Source organism: Saccharopolyspora sp. NPDC047091 (assembly GCF_040643635.1).
Classification (GTDB): Bacteria; Actinomycetota; Actinomycetes; order Mycobacteriales; family Pseudonocardiaceae; genus Saccharopolyspora_C.
Map to the genome: position 1 here is coordinate 48471 of NZ_JBEYUS010000033.1, position 15521 is coordinate 63991.

Sequence of the window (15521 nt, forward strand, 5' to 3'; positions counted from 1 at the left end):
GGATCACGGCAAGTCCACCGGTCGTGCGAGCACTCGTTGCGCCATCCGGCGGCGTGCGCGCTGGCAATCCGCACAAGATCCGGTGGAGATCGATGGGCGGAACGCCCTCGATCCGCGGGCCGACGCTGATCAGGATGGGACTCCGATCCCACCACCGATCAACGTCGATCGATCGCCGTCCCCGCCGCACGGGGAGGCGGCGGAAGGAACGCGATGGAACAGCGCACACCGCAGCCGGGCCGCACGCCTCGGCTGGACAGCCCCGACCCCGGGGCCACCGGTCTCGACCGCCGCCGGTTCCTCGGCCTGCTGCTGGCGGCTCCCACCGTGGCCGCCGCCGCGCAGCTCGGCCAGCTCGCCGACCCGGCGACCGCGCAGGCCGCGCTGCCGGAACCCTCCGACATCCTCGACCTCAACGACCTGCTCACCGAGTCGGCGCTGCCCACCTCGAACCTCATCTCGGTGCAGGTGCACGAGGACGGCACCGCCTCCTTCGAGATGCCGCGCACCGAGAGCGGGCAGGGCATCACCACCATGGCCGCGATGATCATCGCGGAGGAGCTGGACCTGCCGGTGGAGAAGGTCCGGGTGTCCCTGGCCGACGCCCGCCCCGAGCTGCTGTTCAACCAGTTCACCGCCGGTTCCAACACGGCGATCTCCATGTTCACCCCGATCCGGGTCGCCGCCGCCATCGCGCGCGGCAGGCTGCTGCAGGCCGCCGCGAACGAGCTCGGCGAACCCGTCGGGCTGCTCACCAGCAAGCTCGGCCTGATCACCTCGGTCGCGGGCACCCAGCTGCCCTACGGCGAGCTCGCGGAGAAGGCCGCCAGCGACGTCACCCGGCAGGTCGAGGCCGTGCTCAAGCCCGAGAGCGAGTTCCGCGTCCTCGGCAAACCGCACAACCGGGTCGACGCCCGCGAGGCCGTCACCGGCCGCAAGAAGTTCAGCATGGACCTGGACATCCCCGACGCGCTGCCGACGATGGTGTGCCGCCCGCCGACGGTCAAGGGCGGGCCCGAATCGGTGGTGAACCTCGACGCGGTGCGCGGCATGCCCGGCGTCACCGACGTCGTGATGATCTCCACCGGGGTCGCGGTGCGCGCCCGCACCTTCGGCCAGTGCATCGACGCGGTCCGCGCGTTGCAGGTGAACTGGGAACCCGGCAGCGTCGACGGCGAATCCGACGAGACGGTCCTGGAGAAGATCAAGGCCTCCGAGATCCCGCTCGTCGTGCCGGACACCGGGTCCACTGTGGAGGGCGAATTCACCTTCCACTTCCGCAACAACGCCGCGCTGGAACCGAACACCGCCGTCGCTGACGTGCGGCCCGGCAGCGCCGAGGTCTGGTCCTGCCTGCAATCGCCGATCCTGTGCAAGCAGGAGGTCGCCGCCAAGCTCGGCCTGCCGCAGGAAGCGGTCAGCGTGCACGTCCAGCAGGGCGGCGGTGCGTTCGGCAGGCGCATGTTCAACGACGTCGTGCTCGAAGCCGTGGAGATCTCCCGCGAGCTCGGCAAGCCCGTCAAGCTCATGTGGCACCGCACCGACGAATGCCGCCAAGGCCGCACCCACCCGATGTGCACCTCCCGCATCCGCGCCAGCTACGTCGGGGACAAGGTGCTCACCTTCGAGCAGCGGCACACCAGCATCGCCACCGACTACACGATGGGCTTCGCCGAGGCCATCACCTCCGTCGCCGCCCGGCTGCCCCCGCTGGGACTCGGCAACTTCGCCGCGTTCTCGGTGCCGGTGTTCGAGCTGACCGTCGGCGTGCCATACAAGTTCGGCGTCACCACCCAGCTGCTCAACGAGATCATGCAGTACGACACGTTCCCCACCGGCTCCAACCGGAACCTGTTCAACCCGGACGTGCGCACCGCGCAGGAACTCATCGTCGACCAGCTGGCCGCGAAGATGGGCAAGGACCGCTACGAGTTCCGCCGCTCCTTCCTCGACGACGAACGCCTCATCGCGGTGCTCGACAAGGTCGCCGACGAAGGGGAGTGGGGCCGGTCGATGCCGGACGGGTGCGCCCAGGGCATCGCCGTGCACAAGGAATACAAGGGCGCCGTCGCGGTCCTCGTGGAGATCGACTGCCGGCCGGAGACGGTGAACCGGCGGATCCGCGACGCCGTCACCGGGCCGCGCGTGACGAAGGTGGTGCTCGCCGTCGACACCGGCCTCGCGCTCAACCCGCGCGGGCTGGAAGCGCAGATGCAGGGCGGCATCTCCGACGGCATCGCGCAGGCGCTCACCTCCAGCCTGCACCTCAAGGACGGCACCTTCCTCGAAGGCAGCTGGGACGACTACTTCTACACCCGGCAGTGGAACGCGCCGCCCGACGTGCGGGTCATCATCATGCCGCCCACCACCGGAAAACCGGGCGGTGCAGGGGAATTCGGGGTGCCCGCGTCGATGGCCGCGACGGCCTGCGCCTACGGGGCGGCGACCGGCACGGTGCCGACGAGCTTCCCGATCAACCACGGCACGCTCAGCTTCGAGCCGAAGCCGGTGGTGCCGCCCATCCCGCAATCCCCCACCAACGGCCTGGACTTCGCTTACTGAGTCCGTCTGGTCCGGTTGCTTGGGGGAGGTGGCGGAACCTCAGCTGCTTCCTCGCTGCGGGATCGTTTTCACCGGTGGCTCCGCCACAGGAGAAGGCGCTGTCCTCGCGAGGAAGCAGCTGAGAACCCGCTGCGGTGCGAGTTGCTCGGGTGGTCGGCTGCTCAGCGGCTTCGCCGCTGACGGGACGACGGCGTGAACGCCGGGGAATTCGGTCGAGTTTTTCAGGGACTTGGTTCGTGCGGGTGGGTGGGCGCTCGGTTCGGCTGCGCACGGCGCTACGAGGGAGGAGCTTTCGGCATGGGACAGCACACTTTTCGGCTCAACGGCGAGACCGTGACCGTGGACATCGAGGACGACGTGCGGCTGCTGTGGGTGCTGCGCGAAGTGCTCGGGTTCTACGGGCCGAAGTACGGCTGCGGCATCAACGTGTGCAAGGCGTGCACCTCGCACATCAACGGCAAGGCGTTCAACCCGTGCTCGGTGCGGGTCGGCGACATCGGACCCGACGACGAGGTCACCACGATCGAAGGGCTGCCCGGCACCGTCGGCAGCGACCTGCACCCGATGCAGGAGGCGTGGCTCGACGAGGACGTCGCCCAGTGCGGCTACTGCCAGCCCGGCCAGATCATGGCGGCGGTCGCGAAGGTCCGGCAGGTCACCGAGGAAGGCCGCGACATCACCGACGCGGACCTCGACGAGATCCGGAACATCTGCCGGTGCGGCACCTACACCCGCATCCGCAAGGCCATCAAGGCGGGCGCGCAGAACATGTGACCCGGCGCGGGGTGCGGGCGCCCCGTCCGGCCGATCCGGTCGGGCGGGGCGCTCGTGCGGCGGTGCGGCCGCGCGCGACGGTGCCGTCGTGCGACAGGGCGGCCGCGCCGGGGCGGCCGGGCACCGGGGCCGCCGACCAGTCCGGGACCGCGTCGGCTACGAATGGGCCTCGTGCGACTGATCTCGGGAAGTGCCCGCCTGCGCGACGCGGTCCGGCTCGGGCGGCGATTCCCCCGCCGCGGCCGGGGACGCTGGTTCGGGCTGGCCATCGACCTGGTGTGGCCGGTGCTGGCGCTGAGCTCCCGGCTGCGGCTGCGCGGCACCCTGCCCGCGGGCGGAGTGCTGGTGGCCACCAACCACCTGTCGTTCGCCGACCCCGTCACCGCCACCGCGTTCTGCCTCGCCGCCGGCCGCGTCCCGCGCTACCTGGCGCGCGCCGACCTGTGGCGGATTCCGCTGGTGGGGCGGGTGATGCGCTCCGGAGGGCACATCCCGGTGCACCGCGGCACGGCCCGCGCCCAGGACGCCTACCGGGACGCGGTGCGGGCGGCCGCGGACGGCGAGTGCGTGGTGTTCTTCCCCGAGGGCACGTTCTCCGACGATCCCGCGCACTGGCCCGCGCGCGGGCGCACCGGCATCGCCCGCGTCGCGCTGGCCACCGGGGTGCCGGTGGTGCCGCTGGCGAACTGGGGCACCCACCGGTTGCTGCCGCGCCGCCGTCCGCCCCGGCTGTTCCGGCGCACCCCGGTCGAACTGACCGCCGGACCGCCGGTGCCGCTGGACGACCTGATCGGCCTGCCGCTCACCGCGGCCGTCCTGCGGGAGGCCACCGACCGCATCATGGCCGCGATCACCGGGCAGCTCGCCGAGATCAGGTCGGTGGAGCCACCTGCGGCGTGAACCGCCCCTCGCGCCTGCCGACCAGCTGCCGGTAGAGCTCCCGGCGCGTCTCCGGGTCGTTCTCCGCGGCGATCAAGCGGTCCTCCCAGTTCGCCTTCACCGCGTCGAGGAACTGCTTCCAGCCGATGCCCGCGGAAGGGCTGAGCTCCGCCAGCGGCACGTAGCGCTGGTTGTCCTTCAGCTTGCCGCCGCCGATCTTCTCCTTCTTGTGGCCGAAGAAGCTGGACTCGGGGTTCGCCGTCGCCTCCGTGGACCGCCAGTCGTGCCGGTGGCCGACCGGACTGACCCCGCCGGGACCGATGGTCTCCAAGCCGACCTGCAACGCCCCGTCCTGGTCGGGCCCGGGTGGGGAGAAGACGAGCAGCATGTGGCCGTGCGAGTTGTCGGGCATGATCACGTCACCGTTGAAGTCGCGCCCGCCGATCCCGCCGGCGCCGAGCGCCACGCCCCAGAGGTCGTTCTTCGTGCCGTCCAAGCGCGGGATGAGGTTGCGCAGCGAGGCGAGCATGCCACCGCGTTCCTCGAACTTCTCGGTTCCGCGGATGGACATGTAGTGGGTGGCGAAGTCGCGCTTCTCGAGCTTCGCGCCCTTCGAGCCGTCGGGGTTCTTCTCGTACTCGTGCTCGTTCACCCCGTTCTCGGTGATGCCGAGCCAATCGGGCAGCGCGGTGGCGGACTCCGACCCCCCGTTCAATGCGGGGATGCGGATGGTGACCCGGCCGCCGTGCGCCAAGGCCCTGGCGACGTCGCCGTCGGTGTAGTCGATGTGCCGCGCGGCTTCCGGGTCGTACACCTTCAGGCCGTTCTGGAGGATCAGGAAGACCCTGCTCAAGATCATGTTGGCCCGGGCGTTCCTGTCCAGGGCGGTGCGGTCGGTGACCTGGTCCGCGAACTCCGGGACGAAGGTGTCGACGAACTGCTCCCGGATCTGCTCGTCGCGCTGCCCCTCGACCGTCGCGCGTTCCTCGTCCGGGACACCGCCGCCGCGCAGGTCGAGCTGCCTGCCCAGCGTGAACGCCGGGCTGTCCGTCCCCTGGTCGTGCGGTCCGCGCCACTTCACGGCGGCGACGAGCAACCGCTTGCCGGGGGGCAGGCTCAGCCAGTCGTAGTGTTCCCCCTTCGCGGCGTAGGCGACGGCTTCGTCGTAGGTGCCGGTGCCGATCGCGTCGAGCCACTTCGGATCCTGCCGCGCCAGGTCGTGCAGCTCGGCATCGCTGAACATCGGGCCCTTGTTCAGCCGCTTCAGCAGCACGCGCTTGACCGGGCCCGCCGCGATCGAGTCGGGGACCAGCGCCCGGAGACCGTGTCGCGGCGGCCGGTGCAGGAAGGTGCTGGGTTCGTCGGGTTGCCCCGCCTCGTCCTCCGAGACGCGCTGGAGCGACCGCGCGACCGCCCGGTTGCCCACCGCGTGCTGCAGGTGCAGGACTTCTGCTGCGGACGTCGCCACCGCGCGGGGGTGCGGAGGCGGCTCCCGCCTGCCGGCGGCGGGGCGGGAGGACTTCGCCCGGTCGGCTCCTTCGCGTTCTCGTTCTGCTCGCACGGTCGCCCTCCGATGGGTGTCGTTCTCCACCCTCCGTGAGCGGTCCGGCGCGCGTAAGGGTGCCGGGGGCAGCGTTCGGGCAGAGCGGTTTCCCGAAAGGACCACCGGGCGGTCGGGGTGTGACCTTCGTTCGGGCTCGTCCGATGCTGTTGCACATCGGTTGCGACAACGCCCAGGGTGGGTGGAACCGGCGAAAGGACCCCGCTCGTGACCGACCGCGCCATCGAAGCCGTCCGCGACAACTGGACCCAGCGGGCCGCGGCCTACAACGACTTCTACGAGCGCTACGCGCAGGACAAGCGCGAGGCGTGGCGCGCGGTGTGCGACAAGGCGGTGCACGCGGCGTTCCCGGAGCGCTCCGCGCCGCTGCGGGTGCTGGACGTGGGTACCGGCACCGGTTTCCTGAGCACGCTGCTGGCCGAGCTCGGCCACGAGGTCACCGCCGTCGACCCGTCCCCGGCGATGCTCGGCTACGCCCGGGAGGAGGCGCGGCGCCGCGGGGTCGAGGTGCGGTTCGCCGAGTGCGGCGGGCACGACGTCCGCGAGGTCGCGGGCGACGGCGGGTTCGACCTGGTCAGCGCCCGCTACGTGCTGTGGACGTTGCCGGAGCCGGTGCGGGCGCTGCGAGCCTGGCGGCAGGTGCTAAACCCGGGCGGCGCGCTGCTGCTCGCGGACGGCGTGTGGCACGGGTGGCGGCACGACGCGCGCCGGGTCCTGGCCTCGCTGCGGCCGGGCGCGGACCACGGCTACCTGCTCAAGGTGGCCCGGGACTACCGGAAGATCGGGCGGGCCACGCCGAACTGGAGCGGCCTCACCGCCGCGAAGACCGCGGACCTGCTGCGGGCGGCGGGTTTCGCGGCGGGGGAGCGGCTGGACCACCTGCTGCCGGAGTACGCGCACCCGTCCAGCGCCGCTTTCCACCTGCGCACCGCGCGTCCTCGGACGGGGGACTGAACCCGCGCGGGTGCGGGATTCCCCGGCGGCCCGTGACTGAGATCGTCTCAGTTGTGCGCTGTCGGGGTGCCATCTCCGGAAATTCGACCGGATCGGGCCGGTGATCTTCTAAGATCTGCGGCGATCTGCGCGGATTCGGCTGGAGAGGGCGGCATGGCGGACGGCTCGACGGTCTTCTGGATCAGGGTCGCGGGCGGCGGCGATCCGCACCGCGAAGGACGTCTGGTGCGGTCGCTGCGCGACGAACTGCGCACCGCGCTGGGACTCCAGGTCTCGCTGTCCGCGGAGCAGGACGCCGCCGGTCCGCTGCTGTGGGCGTCGCTCGGCGGCTCCGCGGCGCGGACCGCACCCGCCCTGCTCGCCACGATCAGCGAGTGGTGCGCCCGCGACGCCTCGCACGAAGTGGAGCTGGTGCTCGGCGGGCGGTCGATGTGGCTGTCCGGCCGGCCGAACGAATGCCCCGAACTGGTGCGGACGCTGCCGCGCGACCTGCGGGCCGACGCGTGACCCGCCCGCGGCGCGGCCGCGCGCTGCTGATCGGGGTCGGCCGGGAGCAGGCGGACCTGCTGCGGCGGCTGGCCGACGACGGGTACCGGCCGGTGGAACTGGTGCGGGACCCGACGGCAGCCCGGCTGCGCGCCGAGATCGCCGAATTCCTCGACGGCTGCGGGCCGGACGAGCTCGCGCTGCTGCACCTGGCCGCGCCCGGCGCGACCGGACCCGGCGGGGAGCACGTGTTCCTCGCCGCCGACACCGACCTCGACGACCTCGCGGGCACCGGGGTGAGCGCGGGATTCGTCGACGAGCAGCTCGAAGCCTGCCGCGCCGCGCACACCGTCGCCATCGTGGATTCGACGCCGCAGCGCGGGCGGACGCGCACCGGGCGGCGCTGCCCGCTGACCGCGCGCGGCACCTACGTGCTCGCCACCACCGGGACCGACGCGTTCGGCGAGCGGCTGTCCGAGGCGTGGCGCGCCGCCGGGCACGACGGTGGCGCGCTCACCGCCGACGGGCTGTTCGAGCACCTCGACCGGCGGCTGCGCGACGCGGGCGAGGAACCACCGCTGCGGTCCGCGATCGACGTGGACGACGTGATCCCGCTGTCCTTCCGCGCGCGGCGGGCGGCGAGACCCGCACCGGAACCCGCACCGGAGCGGAGCGCGCCGGACCTCGCGGCGGTCCTCGGCTACTACCGGCGCTGCCTGCTGGCCGAGGACCCGCACCCCGGGCTGATCCCGGTGCGCGCCGCGGGCGAGCGCTACGTGGTGCTGCCCGGCCGGGAGCGGTTGCTGTCCGGCGATCTGGACGACGACGGCTGCGCGCCGGTACCGCCCACCGCGGCCGCGTTCCTCGACGAGGCCGAACGACGCGGACATCCGCTGTGGGCGGGCTACCCGGCGGTGGTGCTGCCCGGACGCGCGGGTGCCGGCGCCGAGTTCGCGCCGCTGCTGGTGCGCCGCGTCGAACCGGTCGGATCCGGCGCGGGCCGCAGGCTCCGCCCCGTCGGGCCGGTGCTGGCGCACCGCGGGCTGGCGCGGCGGCGGCTCGGCGTGGAAGGCACCGACGCCTTCGCCGCCTGGTTCGCGCCGGGCTGGCGCGGCGGGCGGCGGGAGCGGATGGCCGCCGAGGTGCTCGACTTGCTGCACGGCACCTTCCGGCTCACCGGCGGCGCGGAACCCGATCCGGACGCGTTGGCCGCCACCCTCGACGGGCGCGGCGACGGCGCCCGCAACGCGGCCGTGCTGTTCGCCGAACAGCCGCGGCTGGCCAGCCCCGGCGCGTTCGACGACCTGGCGGGCATCGCCGAACAACCCGGCCGGGTCGCGGGCACCGCGCTCGGCGCGCTGCTCGACGGCGACACCGGCGAGATCGACGAGATGCCGCGGCCGGTGCTGCCGTGGCCCGCCGACGAGTCGCAGCGGCAGGCGGTGCGCGCGGCGATGACCAGGCGGCTCAGTGCCGTCACCGGCCCGCCCGGAAGCGGCAAGACCACGCTGGTCGCGAACCTGGTCGCGACCGCGATCGGCGCCGGGCAGCGGGTGCTGGTGGCCGCCGCCGACGACCGCGCGGTGCACGAGGTGTGGCGCCGCTGCGCGGGAGTGCCCGGCGCGCTGGTGCGCACCGGCGCCGAACGGGCGGTGGACGCGGACCCGGCACCGGACCTGGCGGAGGCGCTGGCCGAACTCACCGCAGCCGAGGGACGCGCCGTGCGGGCTCGCCTGGACCTCGCCGCCGTCGGCCGCATCGACGAAGCGCTGCGCACCGCGGGAGTCCGGCGGCACGCCGCGGCGGTCGCCCTCGGCCGCACCGAGGCCGAGCTCGCCGGACTGGTCGGCTCGCACCCGCGCCGGTGGGTGCGGCGGGCCCGGAAGGCCGCCGACGGCTGGATCTTCACCCGCTGGCGGCGCGCCCGCGTGCAGCGCGCCCTCGGCGTCGACCCGGGGGACTGCGCGGACCGGGACCCGCGGGCGATCTGCCGCGCCATCGCCGACTTCGCCGCCGCCGAGCACGCGTGGCGCGAACAGCGGGCGCTGCTGCGGGAACGCCCCGACGACCGGCGGCTCGCCGAATCGCTGCGCAGCGCGCAGGACGCGGCCCGCACCGCGGCCGACGAAGTGCTGCTCGCCTCGGTGCGGCGGCCGGACGAGCACGACCCGGAGCCGCCCGGCCGCGCCGCCACCTGCGAGGAAGCGGCGCGGCTGCCGCTGGCGCCGGCCCTGTTCGACCTGGTCGTCGTCGACGAGGGCGCGCATTGCGGCATCGCCGGGCTGCTGCCGCTGCTGTTCCGCGCACGCCGCGCCGTCGTCCTCGGCGACGCCGGGCAGCTCGCGCACGTCACCCACCTCGACCCGGCGGCCGAATCACGGGTGCGCCGGGACCTGCGGATTCCGGCCGATTGGCTGGAGGAACGGGCGCTGAGCTCCCGGCGGCACACCGCCTGGCACGCGGTCGAACGCGCCACCGGCGGCGCGATCCGCCTCGACGAGCACCACCGCTGCCACCCGCGGATCGCCGACACCGCAGCCGAACTGTTCCCGGACTCGGCGCAGGTCGTGCTCACCGACATCCGGGGCAGGCCCGCGATGGAACGGCCCGCGCTGGAGTGGCGGGACGTGCCCGGCCGCGCGTGCGCCCCGGAGAGCGGCGGCAGCTGGCACAACCCGGAGGAGGCGGCCGTGGTGGCGCGGGTGGTGGCGGCGCTGCGCCGGTCCCTGCCCGAGCACGCCACGATCGGCGTGATCACCCTGTTCCGCCCGCAGTGCCGGTTGCTGGAGCAGCGGCTCGCCGGAGATCCGCGGGTGCGCATCGGCACCGTGCACGACTTCCAGGGCGGGGAGTGCGACGCGGTGGTGCTCTCGCCGGTCGCGGCGCCCGGCATCGCGGCGGACGCGGCGCGCTGGCTGGACCGGCGCTGCGACCTGTGGCACGTGGCGATCACCCGGGCGCGGTCGCAGCTGGTGGTGGCCGGGGACGCGGCGTTCTGGGAAGGGCGCCCCGGCATCGGCGCCGACCTGCTCGCGGCCGCGCGCCGCGGGCACCGCGCGCCCGAACCGGACGACCACCAGCGGCGGTTGCACGAGCTGCTGCCGGGGATGTCGGTGCAGCTGGACCAGGTGCTCAACGGGCACCGGGTGGACGCGTCGATCTCCGACGGCGGGGTCCCGCTCTCGGTCCTGCTGGACCGCGGTCCGGCGGGCGGGGTCGATCCGGCCGAGCACCTGCACCGGATGCTGCGCCGTCGCGAACTGCTCGACCCCGAACCGGGGGTGCGCTCGGCGGTGCGGGTCCCGGTGTGGCGGCTGCACGACTTGAGCGACACCGACGACCTGCTCGGCCTGCACGCGGCCGATCCTCGGGCTCCGGTGCCCTGACATCCCGGATTCCCGGCCGTGGCGCGGACATCGGCACCGCGCCACGGCCCGGGAGTCACTTCGGCAGGTCGTCGCCGATGTGGGTGGCGGCCTTGAACGCCACCTTCAGCGGGGACCAGCCGTTCTCGGTGGTGTGCGGGCCGCCGCCGGCGCCGTGGTGCCAGTACCGCAGGCAGAACCCGCCCGCTCCCTTGATGGAGCGCAGCCCGCCGTGGCCGATCTCCTGGTCGGAGCACTCGTCCGACCCGTCACCGTCGAGGTCTTCGTCGAAACCGTACTTCTGGTGCGCGAAGTGGCCCTTGTCGATCGCGGAGTGGTACGAGACGGTTCCGTCCTCAGTGGACCCGGCGAGGCTCCAGTCGATGCCCTTCGCCCACGGGTCGTCCAGGCCGCGGTCGTCCTTGCCCTTCGCGGATTCGTGCAGCTTGTCGATGAACCCGGAGCCGCCGTCCTTCGTCGGCGTCATCTGGTTCCACTGCGTGCTGCACTTCCCGGCGTCGTGCTCCTGTTCGGTGCACCCGTTCTTCAGGCCCTGGTGCGGAGTGCCGAGGGTGACGACGTTGCGCACGTCCACCTCCGACGGGAACCCGCTCCAGCCCTCCCGGGTGCCGAGGATCGCGACGCGGGTGATCAGGCCGCCCATCGAGTGCGCGACGATGTCGACCTGCTTCCCCTTCGCCGTGTACGTGTCGTGGATGTGGTTGGCGAAGTCCTTCGCGATGTCCTGGATGGGCCGGTTCTTGGTGGCCTTCCCATCGCCGATCACGTCGTCGCAGTGCGCGGAATCGCCCGCGTAGTAGCCGATCGTCCGCATCGAGCCGCGGTCCCGGCCGCCCGCGTCCTGGTAGTAGTCCAGCGCGGTCTTCCAGGTCGAGGTGTTGCAGGACGTCGGCGGATCGGTGTTGAACCCGTGCACCAGCAGCATCGTCGGCTGCTCGGCCGCGGGTGCCGCGTCGCCGGCCGCCTGCGCGGTGGCCGGGATGCTCAGGACCAGTCCGGCGGCGAGTGCCGCGGCCGCTCCGCGCCATCGTCGGCTGATCATGGTGGATGCTCCTTCCGATCGAGGTCGACGCGGGCCCCAGGTGTTCCCCCGCGTCGCTCCCGACCTCGCAGGCCGCCCGCTCCGGCGGGCGTCGCGCCCCCACGGCGATCGGCCGCGAGGTCGGACCCGGCACGCTAACTCCCGCACCCGCGCCGGTGTGGCCGAACGCGCGCGGTTGGGCCACTCGGAGCAGCGGTGGTTCGCGAGCGCGGCCGACCGCCGGTGCTCGTGAGCTCGTCGTCGGTGCGCCGCATCGGCCGGACCGCCGGTCGCGGTGCCGCAGTCGGTCCGGACCTGGCCGCAGCAGCAGTCCTGCGCGTCCACGGAGGACGGTCCGGCGCCCGCCGTGACCACCATCTCGGCGCTCGTTGCGGTGTCCGGCGCTACCGTGGCCGGATGGAGCTGCGGCAGCTGGAGCACTTCCTCGCGGTCGCGCGGCACGGCAGCTTCACCGGAGCCGCGCGCGAGGTGCACGTCGTGCAGTCCGCGCTGAGCGCGTCGATCCGCAAGCTCGAAGTGGAACTGGGCTCCGCGCTGTTCGAGCGCACCAGCCGCAAGGTGCTGCTCACCGAGTCGGGCCGCGCGCTGCTGCCCACGGCGCGGCGGATCACCGCCGACGTGATCGCGGCCCGCGGCGACGTGGCCGCGGTGCAGGGGCTCTCGCGGGGACGGGTGTCGATCGGCACCATCCAGACGCTGACGGTGCTCGACCTGCCCGCCGAGCTCGGCGAATTCCGGCTGCGCTACCCGGGCGTGCGCATCCACGTGCGCGAAGGGATCATGCCGGACCTGGCGAACGCGGTCGTCGCCGGTGAACTGGACCTGGCCTACGTGGCGGGGGAGGGGCCGTTCGACGCGGAGCTCGCCCGCTTCGGCGAGTGGACGCAGCGCATGGTGCTGGTCTGCCACCCGGGGCACCGGCTGGCCGGCCGGGAGCGGGTGCGGCTGGCCGAGTGCGGGGACGAACCGTTCGTCGAGTTCCTCGGCAGCAGCCTGCAGGCGATGATCGCGCGCGGTTTCGCCGACGCCGGGGTCCGGTTGAACCGGGCCTGCGAAGCGACGCACGTCCCGCTGCTGATCGACCTGGTCGCGGCGGGGCTCGGGGTGAGCATCGTGCCGGACGCCGTCGCCGAGCGCTCCGGGCTGCCGCACGCCCGGCTGGAGGAACCGGCCCTGACCCGGCCGATCCGCCTGGTGGGGCGGTCCGCGCAGCTCACCAACCCGGCGGCTCGGGCGCTGCTGGCGCACCTCGGCGGCTGACCGCGGGGGCACCGGACCAGGCGAGCAGGCCGGTCGCGGCGAGCAGCGCCAGCAGGGCGAGCAGCTGCGCGCCCGCGAGCCCCAGCGCGAGCGCCAGCAGCAGCGCCCGCGCGGCGAAGCAGCGCATCAACCGGGCCAGATCGTTCGAGGGCATGGCGGGATTCCTCTCGGGAGTTCCGGCGCTCCGGAATGCGTCCGGTGCGCCCGATCCGAGTATTCGACCGATGTCCGCCGCGGTCCAACGACCGTTCTCGATGGGCACCAGCTGCGGAACAGATGGGTCCTGTCCGATGCGGAATTCCAGGTGTTCATTTCCATTTCCGAATGGTCGCCGGAAAACGAAGCGTCCGCGTCCGCCCGTTCGTGTGATCGAGTTCGGGTTGCCGGTTGCCGATCAAGATGGTGGCGGCCGGAGCGGTCCGCCTATTCCTGGGAAAGGTGTGCCATGCAACGTGTTCTCGGTCGTTTCGCCGTCCTCGCGGCCGTTCTGGTGACCGCGCTGTCCGGAATGCTCTCCGGAGTGGCCGGTGCGGCCTCCTCGGAATTGCGCATCATCAACCAGGTCACCGACGGCAGCCTGCTGCCCCAGAACTACGGGAACAACTCGAACGACGGAATCTGGATGTACGCGTGGAATTCGGCGAGCACCGCCGACGGCGACCGGTGGTCGATCGAGAACTCCGCCGGGTACTACCTGATCCGCAACGACCGGACCGGGAAGTGCCTCAAGCCGGGCGGCCAGTACTACGGGAAGACCGCGCTGACCCAGGGCGAGTGCCGGCACGTCCCCGAATTCCAGTGGTCCCTGCCGGCCAGGTCGTTCGGCAGCGCCGAGTACAAGATCGTCTCCCGGTCGACCGAGCAGGTCGTGGTGCCGTACTACGGCGACGGGATGAACGAGGTCGTCGTCCTGGAGGCGAACGGCGACCAGGACAAGAACTGGTGGCGCATCGACGCTTCCTGACGTGCGTCGCGCCCGGCTCGGTGCGAGCGCGGACGGTCTCCTGCCAGCGGCGAACCCGCTGGCAGGAGACGGGACCGGGCCGGGCGCGCGGGCGGGGAGCCGCGGCTCCCCGCCGGCAGGCGCGCGGGCCCGGCTCAGGTCAGCAGGTCGAGGGCGGCCCGGACGATGGTGTCGGTGTCCAGGCCGTGGTGGCGGTAGACGTCCTCCGGAGAGCCCGACTGGCCGAAGTCGGTGACGCCGAGGGTCGTGCTCGGCACCCGGTTCACCGTCGCCAGGAAGGCGAGGGTGTGCGGATGCCCGTCGCCGATCGTCACCAGCGGCGCCGCCCGGTGCGCGGGGAACGCCTGGTCCAAGATCCAGCTCGGCCCGTCCTGGCGCCCCTGCCGCGCCCGCAGCGCGCGGAACAGCAGATCGGGGCTGGTCACGCACACCACGTCGGCGTCCACCCCGGCCTGGCCGAGGCGGTCGGCGGCGGCCAGCGCCTCCGGCACCGTCACGCCCATCGCGGCGATGGTGACCTTCGGGTCCGGGGTGCTGCGCAGCGGGTACGCCCCGGCGACGACTTGCCGCCTGCGGCGTTCCCGCGCGGCCGGGTCGGCCGGGACCGCGGCGAGGGTCTGGTCCAGCGGTCGGGTGGACAGCCGCAGGTAGGCGGAGGTGCCGCCGGGCTTGCCCAGCTGCGCCAGCGATGCCAGCAGCGTCCACTCCACGTCCTGCGCGAACGCCGGTTCGTAGCTGGTGCACCCGGGTTGTTCGAGCCCGATCGACGGGGTCTTCACCGACTGGTGCGCGCCGCCCTCCGGCGCGAGGCTCACCCCGGACGGCGTGCCGACCAGGATGGACTGCCCGCCGCTGTAGATGCCGAACGCCCACGGCTCCAGCGCCCGCTCCACGAACGGGTCGTAGAGCACGCCGATCGGCAGCAGCGGCTCGCCCCAGCGGCTCCAGGTCGAGCCGAGCTCGCCCAGCATCCCCACCAGGTTCGTCTCGGCGATGCCCAGTTCCACGTGCTGCCCGGTCGGTTGCTCGCGCCAGTGCAGGATGGTCTCGGCGTCGTCGGCGAACCAGTCCCGGCGCTGCCGCGAGGACCACACGCCGACCTTGTTCACCCAGCCACCGAGGTTCGTGGTGGAGCTGACGTCCGGGCACACGGTCACGACGCGCCGCGCCGCCTCCGGGGACTGCCGGGTGAGGTCGAGCAGCACCCGTCCCAGCGCGGCCTGCGTGGTGGCGGTGCCGGTGGGGGTGCGGCCGATGTCGAGCGGCAGCGCGGGCGGCGCGGTGGCGGGCACCGGTTCGCGGCGCAACCGGGCTCCGGTCTCGGCGCACAACCTGCCCGCGGCGGTATCGGCGTCGAACCGCTGCCACGGCCGGTCCACCTCGGCGCCCAGCCGGGGCGCGAGCTCGGCGAACTGCTCGTGGGTGAGCAGCGAGGAGTGGTTCTGCGGGTGCCCCTCGGTCGGCAGCCCGTGCCCCTTCACGGTGTAGGCGAAGATCACCGTGGGCCGGGTGTCGTCGATCTCGCCGAACACCTCGCCGAGCGCGCCCAGGTCACCACCGACCTCGACTGCCACGGCCAGATCCGCTTCGGCGCCGCCGGGGCGAGCGCGGCCCGCACGCTGAGCCTGATGGTCCCATGCGCGCAGCTGGTGC

11 protein-coding genes and 2 pseudogenes are annotated in these 15521 nt (G+C 73.2%); 9 read left to right on the forward strand and 4 right to left on the reverse strand.

Annotated elements, in window-relative coordinates:
- The first annotated feature begins 213 nt into the window (after positions 1 to 213).
- The 3 genes from ABZ805_RS16410 to ABZ805_RS16420 all read left to right on the forward strand — a co-directional run bounded on the left by ABZ805_RS16410 (position 214) and on the right by ABZ805_RS16420 (position 4236).
- The gene (locus ABZ805_RS16410; protein ID WP_358440440.1) at positions 214 to 2562 is read left to right on the forward strand and encodes a molybdopterin cofactor-binding domain-containing protein; all 2349 of its coding nucleotides are present in this window, start codon (positions 214 to 216) and stop codon (positions 2560 to 2562) included.
- A gap of 297 nt (positions 2563 to 2859) precedes the next feature.
- Positions 2860 to 3336, forward strand: a complete 477-nt coding sequence (locus tag ABZ805_RS16415) for a (2Fe-2S)-binding protein (protein WP_358440443.1) — start codon at positions 2860 to 2862, stop codon at positions 3334 to 3336.
- Between the two features lie 171 nt (positions 3337 to 3507).
- Positions 3508 to 4236: a lysophospholipid acyltransferase family protein gene (locus ABZ805_RS16420; protein ID WP_358440446.1), complete on the forward strand. Its 729-nt coding sequence runs from the start codon at positions 3508 to 3510 to the stop codon at positions 4234 to 4236.
- Here ABZ805_RS16420 and ABZ805_RS16425 read toward each other — a convergent pair.
- Positions 4208 to 5776 (reverse strand): hypothetical protein, encoded by a 1569-nt coding sequence (locus ABZ805_RS16425; RefSeq protein ID WP_358440449.1) that lies wholly within the window; start codon positions 5774 to 5776, stop codon positions 4208 to 4210. The two genes, ABZ805_RS16420 and ABZ805_RS16425, sit on opposite strands and share 29 nt — an antisense overlap.
- Before the next feature lie 207 nt (positions 5777 to 5983).
- Between ABZ805_RS16425 and ABZ805_RS16430 the strand changes: the two genes are divergently transcribed.
- The 3 genes from ABZ805_RS16430 (at position 5984) to ABZ805_RS16440 (ending at position 10602) form a co-directional block, all read left to right on the forward strand.
- On the forward strand, positions 5984 to 6730 hold the full coding sequence (locus tag ABZ805_RS16430; protein ID WP_358440451.1) for a class I SAM-dependent methyltransferase: 747 nt from the start codon (positions 5984 to 5986) through the stop codon (positions 6728 to 6730).
- 153 nt (positions 6731 to 6883) lie between these two features.
- Positions 6884 to 7237, forward strand: coding sequence for a hypothetical protein (locus tag ABZ805_RS16435; RefSeq protein ID WP_358440454.1), 354 nt, complete (start codon positions 6884 to 6886; stop codon positions 7235 to 7237).
- A complete protein-coding gene (locus ABZ805_RS16440; protein ID WP_358440457.1) occupies positions 7234 to 10602 on the forward strand; it encodes an AAA domain-containing protein in 3369 nt (1122 codons plus the stop codon). Before ABZ805_RS16435 ends, ABZ805_RS16440 begins: the two co-directional genes overlap by 4 nt.
- A gap of 55 nt (positions 10603 to 10657) precedes the next feature.
- Here the strand turns inward: ABZ805_RS16440 and ABZ805_RS16445 are convergent, their stop codons facing one another.
- The gene (locus ABZ805_RS16445; protein ID WP_358440459.1) at positions 10658 to 11644 is read right to left on the reverse strand and encodes a hypothetical protein; all 987 of its coding nucleotides are present in this window, start codon (positions 11642 to 11644) and stop codon (positions 10658 to 10660) included.
- 396 nt (positions 11645 to 12040) lie between these two features.
- Here ABZ805_RS16445 and ABZ805_RS16450 point away from each other — a divergent pair, with 396 nt between their 5' ends.
- Positions 12041 to 12904: a LysR substrate-binding domain-containing protein gene (locus tag ABZ805_RS16450; RefSeq protein ID WP_358440462.1), complete on the forward strand. Its 864-nt coding sequence runs from the start codon at positions 12041 to 12043 to the stop codon at positions 12902 to 12904.
- Here ABZ805_RS16450 and ABZ805_RS16455 read toward each other — a convergent pair.
- Positions 12858 to 13058 (reverse strand): hypothetical protein, encoded by a 201-nt coding sequence (locus tag ABZ805_RS16455; protein WP_358440465.1) that lies wholly within the window; start codon positions 13056 to 13058, stop codon positions 12858 to 12860. The genes ABZ805_RS16450 and ABZ805_RS16455 overlap by 47 nt on opposite strands.
- Before the next feature lie 291 nt (positions 13059 to 13349).
- On the opposite strand from ABZ805_RS16455, the gene ABZ805_RS16460 reads away from it, so the two are divergent.
- On the forward strand, positions 13350 to 13868 hold the full coding sequence (locus ABZ805_RS16460; protein WP_358440467.1) for an RICIN domain-containing protein: 519 nt from the start codon (positions 13350 to 13352) through the stop codon (positions 13866 to 13868).
- 134 nt (positions 13869 to 14002) lie between these two features.
- On the opposite strand, the pseudogene ABZ805_RS16465 reads toward ABZ805_RS16460, so the two are convergent.
- Positions 14003 to 15430, reverse strand: a pseudogene (locus ABZ805_RS16465) (transketolase C-terminal domain-containing protein); the annotation flags it as partial.
- Between the two features lie 6 nt (positions 15431 to 15436).
- Here ABZ805_RS16465 and ABZ805_RS16470 point away from each other — a divergent pair.
- Positions 15437 to 15521 (forward strand): annotated as a pseudogene (locus tag ABZ805_RS16470) (LytR family transcriptional regulator); the annotation flags it as partial.